The 17,760-nt window shown below is 40.5% G+C and carries 14 protein-coding genes; 1 reads left to right on the top strand and 13 read right to left on the bottom strand.

Features of this window, described 5'->3' with window-relative positions:
- Positions 1 to 8: 8 nt before the first annotated feature.
- The 13 genes from U9R83_RS22105 to U9R83_RS22165 all read right to left on the bottom strand — a co-directional run bounded on the left by U9R83_RS22105 (position 9) and on the right by U9R83_RS22165 (position 17,331).
- Positions 9 to 812: a transporter substrate-binding domain-containing protein gene (locus U9R83_RS22105; protein ID WP_371906159.1), complete on the bottom strand. Its 804-nt coding sequence runs from the start codon at positions 810 to 812 to the stop codon at positions 9 to 11.
- Positions 813 to 1,094: 282 nt separating this feature from the next.
- On the bottom strand, positions 1,095 to 1,532 hold the full coding sequence (locus U9R83_RS22110) for a BrxA/BrxB family bacilliredoxin (RefSeq protein WP_013084970.1): 438 nt from the start codon (positions 1,530 to 1,532) through the stop codon (positions 1,095 to 1,097).
- Positions 1,533 to 1,724: 192 nt separating this feature from the next.
- A complete protein-coding gene (meaB, locus tag U9R83_RS22115; RefSeq protein ID WP_042991893.1) occupies positions 1,725 to 2,720 on the bottom strand; it encodes a methylmalonyl Co-A mutase-associated GTPase MeaB in 996 nt (331 codons plus the stop codon).
- A gap of 16 nt (positions 2,721 to 2,736) precedes the next feature.
- Positions 2,737 to 4,887 carry a methylmalonyl-CoA mutase gene (scpA, locus tag U9R83_RS22120; protein WP_014458265.1) on the bottom strand — a complete coding sequence of 717 codons (2,151 nt, stop codon included), beginning with the start codon at positions 4,885 to 4,887 and terminating at the stop codon, positions 2,737 to 2,739.
- Positions 4,880 to 6,916: a methylmalonyl-CoA mutase family protein gene (locus U9R83_RS22125; RefSeq protein ID WP_014458264.1), complete on the bottom strand. Its 2,037-nt coding sequence runs from the start codon at positions 6,914 to 6,916 to the stop codon at positions 4,880 to 4,882. The genes scpA and U9R83_RS22125 overlap by 8 nt, the downstream gene beginning before the upstream one ends.
- Before the next feature lie 157 nt (positions 6,917 to 7,073).
- A complete protein-coding gene (locus U9R83_RS22130; protein ID WP_116742568.1) occupies positions 7,074 to 8,345 on the bottom strand; it encodes a dihydrolipoamide acetyltransferase family protein in 1,272 nt (423 codons plus the stop codon).
- Positions 8,346 to 8,360: 15 nt separating this feature from the next.
- Positions 8,361 to 9,344: an alpha-ketoacid dehydrogenase subunit beta gene (locus U9R83_RS22135; RefSeq protein WP_013084975.1), complete on the bottom strand. Its 984-nt coding sequence runs from the start codon at positions 9,342 to 9,344 to the stop codon at positions 8,361 to 8,363.
- Positions 9,345 to 9,356: 12 nt separating this feature from the next.
- On the bottom strand, positions 9,357 to 10,349 hold the full coding sequence (locus U9R83_RS22140; RefSeq protein ID WP_014458261.1) for a thiamine pyrophosphate-dependent dehydrogenase E1 component subunit alpha: 993 nt from the start codon (positions 10,347 to 10,349) through the stop codon (positions 9,357 to 9,359).
- A gap of 20 nt (positions 10,350 to 10,369) precedes the next feature.
- Complete coding sequence (gene lpdA / locus U9R83_RS22145; protein WP_014458260.1) at positions 10,370 to 11,791, bottom strand: dihydrolipoyl dehydrogenase; 1,422 nt, start codon at positions 11,789 to 11,791, stop codon at positions 10,370 to 10,372.
- A 28-nt stretch (positions 11,792 to 11,819) separates the two neighbouring features.
- A complete protein-coding gene (buk, locus tag U9R83_RS22150; protein WP_014458259.1) occupies positions 11,820 to 12,899 on the bottom strand; it encodes a butyrate kinase in 1,080 nt (359 codons plus the stop codon).
- Between the two features lie 96 nt (positions 12,900 to 12,995).
- The gene (gene bcd / locus U9R83_RS22155; protein ID WP_013059125.1) at positions 12,996 to 14,099 is read right to left on the bottom strand and encodes a branched-chain amino acid dehydrogenase; all 1,104 of its coding nucleotides are present in this window, start codon (positions 14,097 to 14,099) and stop codon (positions 12,996 to 12,998) included.
- 12 nt (positions 14,100 to 14,111) lie between these two features.
- Positions 14,112 to 15,095, bottom strand: a complete 984-nt coding sequence (gene yqiS, locus U9R83_RS22160) for a phosphate butyryltransferase (RefSeq protein WP_226555545.1) — start codon at positions 15,093 to 15,095, stop codon at positions 14,112 to 14,114.
- Positions 15,096 to 15,261: 166 nt separating this feature from the next.
- Entirely contained in the window at positions 15,262 to 17,331 is a 2,070-nt protein-coding gene (locus U9R83_RS22165) for a sigma-54 interaction domain-containing protein (protein WP_014458257.1), read from the bottom strand.
- 176 nt (positions 17,332 to 17,507) lie between these two features.
- On the opposite strand from U9R83_RS22165, the gene U9R83_RS22170 reads away from it, so the two are divergent.
- Entirely contained in the window at positions 17,508 to 17,759 is a 252-nt protein-coding gene (locus tag U9R83_RS22170) for a DUF2627 domain-containing protein (RefSeq protein ID WP_013059128.1), read from the top strand.
- Position 17,760 lies beyond the last annotated feature (1 nt).

Consider the following 17,760-nt stretch of genomic DNA (forward strand, 5'->3'; position numbering starts at 1 on the left):
TATCATTCTTATTTTTGATCGTCAAACCACTTAACGATTAATTTATCTAATTCACCGTTTTCTTTCATTTTCTTTAATTCACGGTTAAAGTCATCCGTTAACTTACTGTCTTTAGGAAATGCGATTGCTGATCCTTTACTTGAATCGGGACGTCCTGTATCAGACATTTGCAAGCTTTTGTCTTTGTTCACATATCCTTTAGCTACTGTATCTTCAATAATCGCCGCATCAATACGATTTGATTTCATTTCTTGAATTAGTTCTGGAATACGGTCACGCGTTGTTACATTTACTCCGTCAACTTCTTTTGCAATTTCTTTTGCTTCGTCTGCTTGAATAGAAGAAGTTTGTACACCGACTGTTTTTCCTTTTAGTTCTTCCGCATTTTTAATTGGCGCATCTTTCTTCGATACAATCATGTTTTTTGCTTCATAGTATACGTCTGAGAAGTCCACGTTCTTTTTACGCTTTTCAGTTGGCGTCATACCAGCTAAAACTAAATCGACTTTATTAGATTGTAAAGCTGGAATTAATCCGCCAAATTCCATATCCTTCACCTGTACGTCATAGCCTAACTTTTTACCGATTGCTTTTGCTAAATCTACGTCAAATCCAATTGCTTCACTATCACCTTTTGCCGTATCAATATATTCAAATGGTGGGTAATCTGCTGATGTTCCCATTACTAGTACTTTTTTATCTTTGTCGTCGCTGCCTGCTCCGCCATTAGACGTTCCTTCTCCTGCTCCGCATGCAGCTAAAACGCCTGCTGTTAAGAGACCAATTGCCGTTACCGATAACCACTTCTTCAATTTCATCTTCGTTCCCCCTAGTTTATTCCTTACATTATTTTTTAAAAATTAATAATATTATGAAATAAGTTTTTTACTATTGCAAGTAAATGTCGAAATTTAAATATATATTCATATAAATGTATTTTAACACAACATTATAAATATGCAATATCTTTTTTAAATATAAGTTTCACTATTTGAAAATACCTTTTCTCAACATTTTCCACTCGTTAGAAAGCCTGCATACAGATAGGTAAAAAAAGGTATAAAAAAAAGAAGCCGTTCAAAACGGCTTCTCTCTTACACTTCTTCACAATGCTGTTCGAATGCTTCTTGCAGCTTCATCACAACTGACATTGGCTCGTGGCCTTCAATTTCGTGACGCTCTACCATTGTGATAATTTTTCCGTCTTTTAATAAAGCGAAAGATGGAGATGAAGGTGGATAACCTTCAAAGTATTCGCGTGCACGCGCAGTTGCTTCTTTATCTTGCCCAGCAAATACTGTAACCAAGTTTGTTGGACGTTTATCATAATGTACAGCGTGCGCTGCAGCAGGTCTTGCAATACCTCCTGCACAACCGCAAACTGAATTCACCATTACAAGCGTTGTACCAGGCTGTTTAAACGTTTCATCTACCGCTTCAGCCGTCGTTAATTCTGTATAACCAGCAGCTGTAATTTCTTTACGGGCTTGACGAACAACGTCGTTCATAAACAAGTTAAAATCGATATTCATTTTCATACCTCCCTTTTGCTATCTATTCTTTATCATAGCAAACGAAAACTAAAAAGGCGATTGCTTTGACTCATTTTTTCTTGGTAATCAAGATTAAATAAGAAAAGAAATGGTGATACTATTTTTACAGCTAGAAAACCTTACTCTTAACTCCCTAGTGTAGAAGGATCCGCATAAAATGCAGGATCCTTTTTACATTTCTTTCATCGCCTGCTGATAGATTTTAATCAAGTGTTCGAGAGCTTCAGCCATTGTGGCATCTCCGGTCATCATTTGTTTTTCAACATCCCCTAATGTTTGCTTAACTAAAGGATGTTCATAAAATGATTCTTGTAAATATTCATTAACACTTGCCTGTAACCATGCCTTCATTTGCTTTTGTCTTACTGCATAAAACAGATCATTTTTATTCATCCATTCCTTATAGTCACAAATTATCTTCCATAAATGTTGAAACGACGCTTCTTCATAAGCAGAAGTTGTGATGACCTGTGGTTTCCATCCTCCGGAATGACCGTGAAGAAAACCAATGACACTTTTGTATTCTTTTGCAGTCACTTCTGCTTTTAACCGGTTATCCCCGTCTGCTTTATTTACACAAATCAAATTAACCCATTCAAGCAGTCCTTTTTTAATTCCTTGCAAATCATCTCCTGCTCCGGTTAAAGCAAGCATAACAAAGAAGTCTACCATCTCTTTTACAATCATTTCGCCTTGGCCAACACCCATCGTTTCGACGAATATGATGTTATATCCAGCCGCTTCACAAAGAAAAATGGCTTCTCTCGTTTTAAGATGAACACCTCCAAGCGTTCCTTGAGAAGGTGAAGGACGGACAAAAGCGTTCTCTTGTTTGGCAAGCAGCTCCATTCTTGTTTTATCTCCTAAAATACTTCCTCCAGACAAGGTACTACTTGGATCGACGGCCAAAACTGCAACGGAATGGCCATTTTTGCATAGGTACGATCCAAATTTGTCAATCAGCGTACTTTTTCCTGCTCCGGGTACGCCTGTAAAACCAATGCGTACTGAATGCCCCGTATGAGGATAGATTTCTTTAATCAGCTGTTGTGCTATTACTTTATGCTTCGGCGCTTTACTTTCAATTAAAGTAATGGCTTGAGCTAACGCTGTTCTTTTCCCTTCAAGCAGCCCTTGTTTATAATCTTGTACCGTTTTTAATTTCACCAATTGTCTTCACCAACTATTCTTCTAACCGTTTCTTTATTTCATGTAAGACGGAAACGGCTGCTTTTGGGATTACTGTTCCAGGTCCAAAGATAGCAGAAGCACCGTGCTCTAAAAGAAATGAGTAGTCTTGTTTAGGAATAACGCCTCCGACAATAACAACGATATCGTCGCGCTCTAATTTCTTTAACTCATCAACAAGCTGCGGCAGTAACGTTTTATGCCCGGCTGCCAAAGAGCTTATGCCAATCACATGTACGTCGTTTTCTACAGCTTGCCTTGCTGTCTCTTCAGGCGTTTGAAATAAAGGACCAATATCCACATCAAATCCAAGGTCAGCAAAGGCTGTTGAAATCACTTTCGATCCTCTGTCATGACCGTCTTGCCCCATTTTCGCGACTAAAATTCTTGGGCGTCTTCCTTCTTCCTCTAAAAATTCAGCCGTGAGCTTTCGAACTTCTTCGATTTGATCTCGATGCGCAAACTCCGCACTGTATACCCCGCTGACTGACTTAGAAGTAGCCTGATGTCTTCCAGCCACTTTCTCAATAGCTTCTGAAATTTCACCTAGTGTAGCTCTTGCTCTGGCAGCCTCAACCGCAAAAGCAAGGAGATTCCCTTCACCTGTTTTGGCACAAGTGGTCAGCCGATTAAGCGCTTCGATTACCGCTTGTTCGTTACGTTCACTGCGTATTTTCTTTAACTTTTCCAGCTGTTTCATTCGAACTGCTGTGTTATCAATATCAAGAATATCAAGCGGTTCTTCTTGCTCTGGCTGGAACTGGTTAACCCCTACAATAATTTCTGCCTCTGAGTCTATTCTTGCTTGTCTACGGGCAGCAGCTTCTTCTATCTTCATTTTAGGTACGCCTGCTTCTATTGCTTTTGTCATTCCGCCTAGCTTCTCTATTTCTTCAAGGTGCTTCCACGCTTTTATCATTAATTCATTCGTTAATGATTCCACATAATAAGAGCCTCCCCAAGGATCAATAACGGAACAAATCTCCGTTTCGTTTTGCAAATAAAGCTGCGTATTTCGAGCAATTCTAGCTGAAAAATCAGTCGGAAGAGCAATCGCTTCATCCAGTGCGTTTGTATGAAGCGACTGCGTATGACCTGATACTGCAGCTAGAGCTTCGACGCATGTTCTAATAACATTATTAAATGGATCCTGCTCTGTTAAGCTCCATCCGGACGTTTGAGAATGCGTTCTAAGAGCGAGTGATTTAGGATTATCCGGCTCAAACTGCTTCATTAGTTTTGCCCACAGCAGCCTCCCCGCTCTCATTTTCGCTACTTCCATAAAGTAGTTCATTCCAATTGCCCAGAAAAAGGATAGTCTCGGAGCAAATGCGTCAATTGTAATTCCCGCTTTCAAGCCGGTTCGTACATATTCAAGTCCGTCTGCAAGCGTATAAGCAAGCTCTAAGTCTGCTGGAGCGCCTGCTTCTTGCATATGATAGCCTGATATACTGATACTGTTAAATTTCGGCATGTACTCCGCTGTATATTTAAAAATATCCGCAATGATTTGCATTGACATTTCAGGAGGATAAATATACGTATTGCGCACCATATATTCTTTTAAAATATCGTTTTGAATCGTTCCAGCCAGCTTTTCTTTTTTTACGCCTTGTTCTTCAGCTGTTACGATGTAGAAAGCTAAAATAGGAAGCACCGCCCCGTTCATCGTCATCGACACGGACATTTGATCAAGCGGAATCCCTTCAAACAGCTGCTTCATATCAATCATTGAATCAATTGCCACGCCTGCTTTCCCTACATCTCCAACAACTCTTGGATGATCAGAGTCATAGCCGCGGTGGGTAGCGAGGTCAAAAGCAACAGACAGCCCTTTCTGTCCAGCAGCTAGGTTTCGGCGGTAAAAGGCATTGCTTTCCTCCGCCGTTGAGTATCCTGCATACTGTCTAATAGTCCAAGGCCGATTCACATACATCGTTGCATACGGTCCTCTCACAAACGGTGGGACACCAGGTGCAAAGTGAATAAAGTCGAGGTCATCTCTGTCTTTTTTTGTATATAATGATTTTAATTCAATTTGTTCATTTGTTTGAAAAGAAGTGAAGGAGCTTTGAATCACGTCATCTTCCCTTTGCTGCTTTGAAAACGATAATGGAATATTAGAAAAAGAAGGCTTTTTATACATGAACTTCTACCTCCAAAGCACATAATAACTTCTTAACGCATTGAATAACATTTGTCTTAGGATGTATGACGCTCATTACACCTTTTTGCTGCCACTGCGTTTTGCGTGATACATGTTCTTCTCCTACTACGTACACATAAACGGAATCTTCCTCAAAATAAGTCATCGCTTTTGTTAAGAGCTTTTCCACGAGTTCATCACTTCCACAGAGCACATATGCTTCGTGCTTTTGTTCATTCATCCAATCTGCTATCTCGACATAGGAATCTATGTTTTTAATTGTTTCACACGTAAAGCCTCCGCTTTCAAATAAAGACCGGGCGATCTCAGCTTTTTTACGGCTGCTAGGATCGGTGAGCTCCATAATGCCAATGCTCATCCCCTTTGTATAAACCCGTATTTTTTCAAACTTCTCTGCTGCTCTCCACTTAGTGAGCGGCACAATGCTGTCAGGCTGTGTCTGCTTCGCCATTTGTTTTAGCATCCACCCTGCTGTTACCCCTTTAGATGCTAGCTTTGTATAGTCCTCTAGCGAAAGATTTGAAAGAAATTCCGAAGCGTTCTGATCACTGTATTTATCCGTTTTTATTTCTTCTTTTTTAAACGGTGTGCTTTTTATCTCTTGAGATACATCCTGTTGCTTAGGAGCATAATGTGTGACTCCGATCAAGCGCTCAATTCGACACTCTATATCTTCTTGTCTTTTTACTTTCATTTGTTCAACTTCATCTTGAATTCGCCCTTGTTTTAAAGCTTCTTCCATTCCTCCGTAGTCTTCAATGTTGCCAAATAACTCCCAAGCTTTTGTCATTAATTCATGTGTGTAAGCTTCAACGTACCAAGAGCCTCCAGCAGGATCCATTACTTTTGATATATGTGTTTCGTGCTGCAAAATTAAGTGAGTGTTACGGGCAAGGCGATGAGCAAACTGAGAAGATGAGGATGTGACGGAATCATACGGTTCAATATGCAGACTATCCGCTCCTCCTACAATAGAAGCAAATGCTTGAACCGTGCTCCTTAATGCATTTGTATACATGTCTTCTTTAGACTGTGTAAGACGTGACGTTTCCGTATGGATAAACGGCACTGAAACGGCCGTGTCATCAAAAGCACGAACCACATTTGCCCAAAGCATGCGAAAAGCACGAAGTTTTGATATTTCCATAAATAAATGTGAGCTAACTGAAAAAGAAAAGGTCATGTGAGGTAAAACTTGATGTAAGGACAAACCGCGTTTCATGCATTCATCAATATACTGCACTCCTGTAGCAAGCATGTAAGCTAGTTCTTGCACAGCGTTTGCACCGCTGTTATGGTAAGGAATGCTCGATACAATGATCGTTTTAAGCTCTGGAACATTGCTGTGAGCCAAACGCGTTGCGTAAGCTAAATGATCGTATAAATCTCGAGTAGAAAGTGGAACTCTTCCATATTCAGCAAGGGTGCCGAGTGGATCCATTCCAACCGTACCTGTTAGCTGTCTAATCTCAAAGTTATGATCAACACAGTATGCTTTTAGAAACGAAAGAAGTGGAACGGATGTACATCCCGTATTTAAAAATAAAGGCACAGCTTCAAGAGCTACATGCTGAAACAACTGAGCAACATCCTCTAAAGTAGAAATTGTAGCGCCTGAGGCTACTTCAGCTTCAGTTGCTTCATCAACGTCTTTTCCTTGCCTCATTGCTTCACTGCACGTAAAAGCGGCCGTATTTTGTCCATTTCTCAAACTGTGTAAAAGAAGTTTATTGCTTTCTTTAATAGAAGGTAAGTCGATTTTTTGGGTGATTTCCCATTCCCCTAGTATGTATGATTCTTTACCGGCTCCTCTTAAACAATCTATTCCCGCCGGACTCTGCTGCAAGTAGTCTAAATGTGCCGTATCACTTTCAAAATAAAGCGGTTTCAAAAAGATGTTTTCTAACGTTTCTTTTGAGCGGAGCGCGGTGTTTTTGCTAACTTCCTGTGCCCAATCTTCTTTAGGTGTACGTGTAAATTCATGAAATGATAATGTATTTGTTTTCATTTCCATGCCCCTTTACAGTTAATAGCTGCCTGCTAGACCTAGATGATTACACTTTGAAGTTTGATGATTCTTCTTTTATTTTAATACATCTTTTACAAATTGTTCAATCATTGCTTCAAAATAAAAAAGCAAATGGAGAAAGCTCCATTTGCTTTTTTTAATAGACGGACGTATTCTCTTTAGACGTTGATTCTAAAATCTCTTTAACTCTTGCCAAGAATCTGCCGCACACCAAGCCGTCTAACACGCGGTGATCAAGTGATAAACATAAGTTAACCATATCTCGAACAGCAATCATGTTATCAATAATAACCGGACGTTTTACAATAGATTCTACTTGTAAAATAGCCGCTTGCGGGTAATTAATAATCCCCATTGATTGCACGGAACCAAATGAGCCTGTATTGTTAACAGTAAACGTTCCGCCCTGCATGTCTTCAGACTTCAATGAACCCGTACGAACTTTTTGCGCGAGTTCTGTAATTTCACGCGCAATGCCTTTGATTGTCTTTTCATCGGCTTGTTTAATAACCGGCACAAATAAAGCATCGTCTGTTGCAACAGCAATGGATACATTAATATCTTTTTTCTGGACAATACGGTCTCCTGCCCACATTGAATTCATTTGAGGGAATTCTTTTAAAGCCTGAGCCACTGCTTTTACGAAGAACGCAAAATACGTTAAGTTAAAACCTTCTTTTTGTTTAAACTCCGCCTTTAATGAATCACGATAAGAAACTAAGTTCGTTACATCAACTTCAACCATTGTCCATGCATGCGGAATTTCATGCTTGCTGCGAAGCATATTTGCCGCAATAGCTTTACGCACACCTGTAACAGGAATTTCTTGATCTCCTGCTGCAGATACAACAGGCGCAGGCTGCTGCGCTTTTGAAACAGCTTTTGGAGCAGATTCTGCTACAGGTGCCTCTGTTTGAACTGTTGGTGCAGGCGTTTCTTTCGCTTCAGCAGCTCCACCTTTTTCGATAACTGCTAAAATATCTTTTCTTGTAATGCGGCCGCCCGCACCTGTTCCTGCCACGGTATCTAAATTAATATTATGCTCTTGTGACAGACGCATAACAGCTGGAGAGTATCGGCTTTTATTGGATTGACTGTCCGCTGTTTTTGGCGCTGATTCTTCTACAGTCTTATCAGACGTTTTCTGTTCTTTTTGAGGTACAGTTCCTTCTACTTCAATTAAACAAATCACTTCTCCTACAGGCAAAGTATCATCTTCACCTGCAATTAACTCTTTAATTGTTCCGCTAAAAGAAGAAGGCACTTCAGCATTTACTTTATCCGTCATGACTTCAGCTAATGGGTCGTACTTATTTACGTGATCTCCAACAGAAACGAGCCATTTGCTAATTGTACCCTCTGTTACACTTTCACCGAGCTGCGGCATCGTAATTTTTTCAATAGCCAATTGATACAACTCCTTTTAAAATTGAGCTAATTCTCTCATTGCTTTTTCTACTTTATCTGGATTCACCATAAAATATTTTTCCATTGTTGGTGCATACGGCATAGCTGGAACATCAGGGCCAGCAAGGCGCTGAATTGGCGCATCTAAATCGAATAAGCAGTGTTCAGCAATAATAGCTGCTACTTCGCTCATAATGCTGCCTTCTTTGTTGTCTTCCGTTAAAAGCAGGACCTTACCTGTTTTAGATGCTGCTTCAATGATAGCTTCTTTATCAAGCGGATAGACCGTTCTTAAATCTAAGATGTGTGCTGAAATACCGTCTGCTTCCAGTTTTTCAGCAGCTTGAAGAGCAAAGTGTACACAAAGACCATATGTAATAACCGTGATGTCGTCTCCTTCTCTCTTTACATCTGCTTTGCCAATCGGAAGTACATAATCATCTTCAGGGACTTCTCCTTTAATCAAACGGTACGCACGCTTATGCTCAAAGAAAAGAACTGGATCATCATCACGAATAGCTGCTTTTAATAATCCTTTTACATCATAAGGCGTAGAAGGCATCACAATCTTTAACCCTGGCGTATTGGCAAATAGTGCTTCAACAGATTGAGAATGATAAAGAGCACCGTGAACTCCGCCGCCGTAAGGAGCTCGAATTGTAATTGGACAACTCCAATCATTATTAGAACGATAGCGAATTTTTGCTGCTTCTGACACAATTTGATTGACTGCAGGCATAATAAAATCAGCAAACTGCATTTCAGCAATCGGACGCATGCCGTACATTGCCGCTCCGATTCCTACGCCTGCAATAGCGGACTCTGCAAGAGGTGTGTCAATAACTCTTTCTTCTCCGAACTGTTCGTACAGTCCGTTGGTTGCTTTAAATACGCCGCCTTTTTTCCCTACGTCTTCTCCTAATACAAACACGCGGGAATCTCTTTCCATTTCTTCACGAATGGCCATTGTTACTGCATCAATATATGAAATAACCGGCATATGTTCTCCTCCTTACTCACCGTACACGTATTTTAAAGCCGATTCCGCTTCTGCATAAGGAGCGTTTTCAGCATAATCTGTTGCATCATTAACGATGTTCATAATATCATCAAGCATTTGTTTTTCTCGTTCATCGGTTAACACGTTAACCTCTTTTAAATAAGCCGCAAAGTACGCAAGCGGATCACTCTTTTTAGCTTCAGACAATTCTTCTGCGCCGCGATATGCACGATCATCGTCATCACTTGAATGGGCCGTCAAACGCTCTGAAACAGTTTCAATAAGAGTAGGCCCTTCTCCTCTGGATGCACGATCTCTTGCTTCTTTTACCACTCGGTATACTTCAAGGACGTCATTTCCATCAATTGTGTAGCCTGGCATACCATATCCAATCGCACGATCAGATACTTTTGCGCATCCTAGCTGCTTTTCAACCGGAACAGAAATCGCATACTTGTTATTTTCACACATAAAGATAACAGGAAGCTTATGAACACCTGCAAAGTTCGCGCCTTCATGGAAATCTCCTTGGTTAGAAGATCCTTCTCCAAACGTGACAAACGTGACTAAGTCTTTTTTCTCCAACCGTCCTGCTAAAGCGATTCCTACTGCATGAGGCACCTGTGTTGTAACTGGAGAAGATCCTGTTACAATTCGCTTTTCTTTATGGCCAAAGTGACCTGGCATTTGACGACCTCCTGAGTTTGGATCTTCTGCTTTAGCAAACCCAGAAAGCATTAAATCGCGCGCGGTCATTCCAAATGCCAGCACAACACCCAGATCGCGGTAATAAGGTAATATGTAATCATTCTCTCTGTTTAAGGCAAAAGCTGCGCCAACTTGAGCGGCTTCTTGACCTTGACATGAAATAACAAAAGGCACCTTCCCTGCACGGTTTAATAGCCACATACGCTCATCAATTTTTCGTGCAAGCAGCATAGTGCGGTACATTTCAAGTACTTGTTCATCAGTTAATCCTAATGATTCATGACGGTTTTTTGTCATGTTTAAACCTCCTTTAATCATCAAAAATGAATCGCTTTTCCATCTACAGCTAATGAAGCTTCTCCCATCGCTTCTGAAAGGCTAGGATGAGGATGAATGGTATGAGCAATTTCCCATGGTGTAGCATCCAATACCTTTGCAAGACCCGCTTCAGAAATCATATCCGTCACGTGAGGTCCAATCATATGCACACCAAGAACATCATTTGTGTCGGCATCGGCAATAATTTTAACAAATCCCTCTGCCTCTCCATATACAAGAGCTTTTCCAACGGCCTTAAACGGAAACTTTCCAACCTTCAGCTGAAATCCTTGCTGTTTTGCTTCTTGTTCTGTTAATCCTACACTTGCTGCCTCCGGGCTGCTGTATACGCATTTAGAGATTGTTGTGTAATCAATCTTCAAAGGCTTTTCACCATGTAAATGCTCAACAGCTACAATTCCTTCGTGAGAAGCTACATGTGCAAGCTGCAGTCCACCAATCACATCTCCAATTGCGTAGATATGAGATTCTTTCGTTTGATAAAAATCATTCGTGGCAATCACACCGTTTTCTACTACAATATCGGTATTCTCGAGACCAATTCCTTCGACATTCGCTTGACGCCCTACAGATACAAGCAGCTTTTCTGCTTTATATTCTTGCATATCGTCTCCTACTTGAGCCGAAATTTTCACCTGACCACCAATAGACAGTGTATCAGCCATTACTTTAGCAGAAGTAACAATGGTCACTCCTTTTGCTTTTAAAAGCTTCGTCATTTCACGGGAGATATCCTGATCTTCTGTTGGTAAAATTCGATCGCTGTATTCAATAACCGTTACATCAACATCAAAATCTGTGAGCATTGACGCCCATTCAATTCCAATGACTCCGCCTCCCACAATAATAATAGAAGCAGGAAGTGTTTCCATCTTTAATGCTTCATCTGAAGTGATTACTTTCTCTCCGTCAATCGTTAAACCAGGTAATGTTCTAGGACGAGACCCCGTTGCAACAATTACATTTTTTGGAATTAACATTTCGTTTTCTTCACCGCTTTTTAATTCGACGGAGATGGTTCCTGGCATAGGAGAAAAAATAGAAGGTCCTAAAATACGGCCGATTCCTTCATATACGTCAATTTTACCTTTTTTCATTAGCTGCTTGACACCATTATGTAACTGTGAAACAATTTCTGACTTTCGTTCTTGCACACGTGCATAGTTCAATAGTACATTGGACGTTTCTACGCCAAATTCACTGCTTTTCTTAGCCGTTTGATAGACTTCTGCACTTCTTAGTAAAGCTTTGCTTGGGATACACCCTGCGTGCAGGCATGTGCCGCCTAACTTATTTTTTTCCACAACCGCTACCGATAGACCTAACTGAGAGGCACGAATAGCTGCTACGTACCCTCCGGTTCCACCACCGAGAATGACCAAATCATATTCTTTTGCCACACTGCTTCACACCTTTCTGCAAACGCTATTAAGCGCCTTTATATTCCTTCACTTCTTCTTCACCTGTAAGCACTCGGAGAGCCCCTTCAGCTAGCGCTTGAAGCTCATTTTCTCCAGGATAAACAATGACATCTGCAATCCACTTTACATGATTAATAATCAGCTCAACAAAGGCTTTTGAATAAGCAATGCCTCCCGTTAAAATAATGGCATCTACTTTTCCATGCAATACCGTACCGGCAGCTCCAATTTCCTTCGAAATTTGATAAGCCATTGCTTCGTAGATAAGCTTCGCTTTTTCGTTTCCATTTTTCACTAGCGCTTCGACTTTCTGCACGTCAGATGTGCCCAAATAACCGACAAGCCCGCCTTTTCCGACAAGCATTTTCATAATCTCCTCGCGGTAATACTGACCTGAAAAGCAAAGACGAACTAATTCACCAACCGGTACACCGCCAGCGCGCTCTGGACTAAAAGGACCGTCGCCGTGCAGGCCATTGTTCACATCAATTACTTTTCCGCATTTGTGAACTCCAACTGTAATGCCTCCACCCATATGGGTAACAATAACGTTCATTTGTTCATATGTGCTATTCATTTCTTTAGCTACTTTTCGAGCAACCGATTTTTGATTCAGCGCGTGAAAGATGCTTTTCCTTTCCATAAAAGGCGTTCCTGAGATACGAGCGATGTCACTTAGCTCATCTACCACCACTGGGTCAACAATGTACGCTGGAATATTTAGTCCAGACGCAATCTCAAACGCTAAAATTCCGCCTAAATTTGAAGCATGATGGCCGGCATAACCGTCTTTTAAATCTTTGAGCATGGCTTGATTTACTTCGTATGTGCCGCCTTCAATCGGGCGTAAAAGCCCTCCTCTTCCACATACTGCACTTAATTTAGATAAATTAATCCCTTCTTCATCAAGTGCCTCTAAAATCGAGTTTTTACGGAACTCATACTGTGCATATATCGTCTCAAACTGATTCATTTGCTGTGAATCGTAGCGGATTGTTCGATCAAAAATTGGTTTATCGTTGTGAAACACGCCAATTTTTGTGGACGTTGAACCCGGATTTATTATCAGCATTCGATATTCGTGCATATCCAACACATGTCCTCCTACCTTATCATTCTCATAAACGAAGGCTAGGTCGAAAGGATTTCATTTATTCCTTTTGCCTAGCCTTCAGCTCAAACATTAGCGCGTATGACGTCTACTTAAAATATGCTGTCCATTTTGTAAAAATTGACTGCGTGAACGACGCAGCTTTTCAATTCTTTCTTCAGCTAAGCGATCTGCTGCTAGATAGGTTGGAATACCATCTCTCTTCGAGATTTCAACTACCTTTTCAATATTATCATAAATACCTTCAACTTTTTTCAGCGCACGCTCACGGTTATATCCAACTAGCTCATCAGCTACGTTAATAACGCCTCCTGCGTTAATAACATAGTCCGGTGCATATACAATGCCTAATTCATGAATTAAATCACCATGACGCGTTTCTTTCAATTGATTATTAGCTGCCCCTGCAATAACTTTTGCTTTTATTTGAGGGATCGTTTCATCGTTAATCGTTGCTCCGAGTGCACAAGGAGCATAGATATCACATTCTACACCATAAATATCATTCGGGTCTACTGCTTGCGCACCAAATTCTTCTACCGCACGCTGAACAGCTTCTTTATTAATATCCGTTACAATAAGTTTCGCTCCTTCTTCGTGAAGGTGGCGGCATAAATTGTATGCTACGTTTCCTACACCTTGAACAGCTACTACTTTTCCTTCAAGCATATCTGTTCCAAATGCTTCTTTTGCTGCTGCTTTAATTCCTCGGTATACACCGTAAGCTGTGACTGGTGATGGATTGCCTGATGAACCAAAAGCAGGAGATACACCCGTTACATAATCCGTTTCCTCATATACAATATCCATATCCTCTACCGTTGTGCCCACATCTTCTGCTGTAATATATCGACCATTTAACCCTTGAATAAAGCGGCCAAATGCACGGAACATCGCTTCATTTTTGTCTTTGCGAGGATCTCCGATAATAACCGTTTTCCCTCCTCCTAAGTTCAAGCCTGCTGCTGCATTTTTATAAGTCATTCCGCGTGATAGACGAAGAGCATCTTCAATTGCAGCCTCTTCTGATTCATATGTCCACATTCTCGTACCACCTAGAGCTGGTCCAATTGTTGTATCGTGAATCGCAATAATGGCTTTTAAGCCTGAATCTTTATCTTGGCAAAATAATAACTGCTCATAATCGTATGTTTCCATATAGTCAAAAATTTTCATTGTTAGTGCCTCCTAAGAATTCTGTTGAGCGACGCTAATAGCAAGCGCCAGTGAGTATAATTTGCTTTCTGCTGAATCTGCTCTTGATGTTAAGACGACCGGAGCTTTAGCCCCCGCTAGAACAGCTCCAACTTTTGCTTTAGCAAAATAAATAAGGGATTTATATAGGACGTTCCCTGTTTCAATTGCAGGAACGAGTAATATATCTGCTTGACCGGCAACTTCACTTTGAATGCCTTTTTGCTTGGCTGCTTCTATGTTAATGGCATTGTCGAGTGCTAAAGGTCCATCAATAACGCAGCCTTTAATTTGTCCTCTGCGGTTCATCTGGGTAAGAAGTGCAGCCTCTACTGTTGCAGGCATCAAAGGGTTCACAACTTCAACCGCCGCAATAGGAGCTACCTTTGGTACCTCTATCCCAATCGAGTGAGCAACGTTCACCGCATTTTGAATGATTTGAACTTTCTCTTCCAGAGATGGCGTAATATTCATAGCTGCATCTGTTACAAGAATCGGACTGTCATAGTGAGGAACGTCGAACACAGCTACATGTGATAAAACATTTCCCGTACGCAAACCATGTTCTTTATTTAACACAGCTTTTAAAATAAGCGATGTGGATAAATTCCCTTTCATTACGATATGAGCTTGACCTTGCTGAACTGAACGCACAGCCAATTGAGCTGCTTCTAAAACAGACTCCGTATGTACGACCGTCACAGCCTTATGATTGAGTAAGGATGGGCGGTACTGCCTGAATAATTCATTAATTGTCGTTTCGTTGCCAAACAAAATAAATTCAGAAACTTCCCTTGACACAGCTTCATACACTGCCTCAATTGTTTCTAAGTCTTCAGCTGCAGCAACAGCAACAGTCAAAGAAGACTGCTTAGCAACCCGAGATAAGATGGTAGCAAGAGTCATGGAATGTTCGACCTCTCCTTTTTCATTCTTTCTTTTGTCCTTTTTTAAAGAGCATACTGCGCATTTATACAGTCACCTAAAATACATGCAAGATTTGTGCCATCCCCTGCATATATTACATAATATAGCTGCTTATATCCGTTCTTACGCACAAAAAATTTTTTTTATTGATTCTAACGACAAACAGAAAAAAAGAATACCTCTCTATTTATATGCAATAAATTGCACACCATGCACTTTATTGCATGCTGTTATTTGCAAGATTGTATTTTTCCAACTTATAATACAGAGAACGCAGGGAAATATTGAGCTGTTTTGCTGTTTTCGTTCGGTTATACTCGTTTGCAAGCAGCACTTTTTGAATAAGTTCCGCTTCATAATTTTCCATCATGTGCGCTAAAGTCTTCCCTTCGAACACTACCTCTTCATTCACCTGATTTTTTTCTTTTTTGCCCTTGCCTTCAAGTGAAGGAAGATGAACAGAATCAATCATTGTTTCCGTATAGTGCATATAAATAATGGCTCGGCCTAATATGTTTTCAAGCTCTCTGACGTTTCCTGGCCAGTCGTATGATCTTAATGATTGTAAAGCCCCCTCTGTTACCCCTTCAACGTTCCGGCCGTAATCTTGATTAATTTTTGTAATTAAGTGTGTAACAAGCGCTCCAATATCCTCTTTTCTCTTCCGAAGAGGAGGTATGTGAATCGGAATTTTGTTTAGCCGATAATACAAGTCCTGTCTGATGCTTCCATCAGCCATTCCTTTTTCTAAATTCACATTCGTAGCTGCAATAACGCGAACATTCACCGGAATAGGAGTCGTTCCTCCAACGCGAATAAGCTCTTTTTCTTGAAGCACCCGAAGCAGCTTAGCCTGCATATGAGCTGAAAGCTCCCCAATTTCATCTAAAAAGATGCTACCGTTATTGGCTTCTTCAAAAACGCCTCGTTTTCCGCCTCGTTTTGCCCCGGAAAAAGCTCCTTCTTCATACCCAAAAAGTTCGCTTTCAAGCAAAGACTCAGAAAGCGCAGCACAGTTAATCCGGACGAATTTATTAAACTTTCGGCTGCTCGCATTATGAATCGCATGTGCAAACAACTCTTTACCCGTACCAGATTCACCTCTAAGCAAAACAGTGGCTGGTGTTTTAGCAGCAAGTCTAGCCTGCTCAATTGCTAACTGAAACTCTTCAGATTGACCAATGATATCAGCAAATGAATATTTAGCTTCAAGCGTTCGGATAATTTGACGCGCTCTTTTGAGTTCATTTGTAAGCTCTTGAATTTCAGACATATCATGGATAACGCCAACGCTGCCTTTTAATTTTCCATCAACAATAACGGGTGCAACATTCACAACTACGTCTCTTTTACTCGGACCGAGCCTCATTCTTACACCTCGAACAGGACGCCTTGTTTGCAGCACCTTCATGTGCATACTGTCTCCTTCAGAGATATCGGCAGTCGCGGGCTGACCAATAATATCCGTCTTTTTTAAACCCGTAATTCTCGTATAAGCAGGATTAATTAAAATCCCTCTTCCTTCTTCATCGACAACCGAAATAGCTTCTTCAGAAGATTGAATAATAGCTTGAAGCATCGTTTGTACTTCTTTTAAGTTCGTAACTTCTTCTGCCAATCCGACAACGTCCGTAATATCTTTAAAAATCGAAAAAGCCCCAAACAGCTCTCCATTCTCGTCGAGTATTGGTATTCTAGTCGTAATTACCTTGTGTCCGCTATCTAACACAAATTCACTATTTTGATCAATCGTTTTTGTATGAAGAACATCGACAAGTTTACTATTTGGAATGACTTCATGAAGATGCTTACCAATTACATCTCTGTATGAAAAGTTCGTCAAACGCTCGGCACTTTGATTAAATAGCGTAATATATCCATTCCTATCAATCACGACCATCGCATCATGAGCCGCGTTAAAAATAAGATCATATTTATACGATTCTTGCTTTAACCGCTGAATTAACTCTTCTTTTTCCTCCATCAGATTGGCCATAATTTCAGCAACCAATCCCGGCACTACCAGTGCATCAGCAGGTTTGCTTCTCTGCAATTGTTGAAAGACACCTTGTTTACCTGTTGTTTCAACAATGACATCGAGCTGCTTTGTCATATAAGGCTCCCAATTCATTCCGGTTGAAATATCTTGTTCTTGCGCATGCAAAACAGCCGGCGCATTAGCTCGAACGTCTACTACACCAATCACTTTCATAAATTCGGTTTCCAACAAGATTTTCAGAATAGCTAATCCGCCTTTTCCTCCTCCAACAATCAACACGTTTTGCATATTTTTTCACCTTTTCTACTTAATATGTACATATTCCGTGCAAAATATTGCATATACCTATCATATAAAAAAAGAAACCCTCTTGACAATTTATTTAGTTCTTTTATGATTCAAGTATAACGGTTTCACAATGTAAACGCATTCATTTTAAAAAAAGAGAAGCGAAAGGAGAAGCTATGGTTCGAATTATTGCCCTGCTAATCTTACTTATTCCTGGTATACTCGCTGGATATGGCATTAAACTTATGAGAGATATGATTTTTGGCATCCTGCAATCCCCGTTCCCTTCTTTATTTTTGCAATTTTCAGTCGGTCTTTTGTTATTTTTAATCGGCCTTGGATTTGTTGCTGGCTTTATTCTGCACAGAGACCGCAAGCGAAACAAAGTTCAAAACAGATTTCAAAAAGATAAAAAAACATCGCATTAAT

Source organism: Priestia sp. LL-8 (genome assembly GCF_036227845.1).
GTDB lineage: Bacteria > Bacillota > Bacilli > Bacillales > Bacillaceae_H > Priestia > Priestia zanthoxyli.

Excerpts from the sequence above, each read along its gene's own strand:
- U9R83_RS22110 (WP_013084970.1), bottom strand. The coding sequence starts at position 1,532 with ATGAATATCGATTTTAACTTGTTTATGAACGACGTTGTTCGTCAAGCC.
- scpA (WP_014458265.1), bottom strand. The coding sequence starts at position 4,887 with ATGTATAAAAAGCCTTCTTTTTCTAATATTCCATTATCGTTTTCAAAG.
- U9R83_RS22125 (WP_014458264.1), bottom strand. The coding sequence starts at position 6,916 with ATGAAAACAAATACATTATCATTTCATGAATTTACACGTACACCTAAA.
- U9R83_RS22135 (WP_013084975.1), bottom strand. The coding sequence starts at position 9,344 with ATGCCGGTTATTTCATATATTGATGCAGTAACAATGGCCATTCGTGAA.
- U9R83_RS22140 (WP_014458261.1), bottom strand. The coding sequence starts at position 10,349 with ATGACAAAAAACCGTCATGAATCATTAGGATTAACTGATGAACAAGTA.
- buk (WP_014458259.1), bottom strand. The coding sequence starts at position 12,899 with ATGCACGAATATCGAATGCTGATAATAAATCCGGGTTCAACGTCCACA.
- bcd (WP_013059125.1), bottom strand. The coding sequence starts at position 14,099 with ATGAAAATTTTTGACTATATGGAAACATACGATTATGAGCAGTTATTA.
- U9R83_RS22165 (WP_014458257.1), bottom strand. The coding sequence starts at position 17,331 with ATGCAAAACGTGTTGATTGTTGGAGGAGGAAAAGGCGGATTAGCTATT.
- U9R83_RS22170 (WP_013059128.1), top strand. The coding sequence starts at position 17,508 with ATGGTTCGAATTATTGCCCTGCTAATCTTACTTATTCCTGGTATACTC.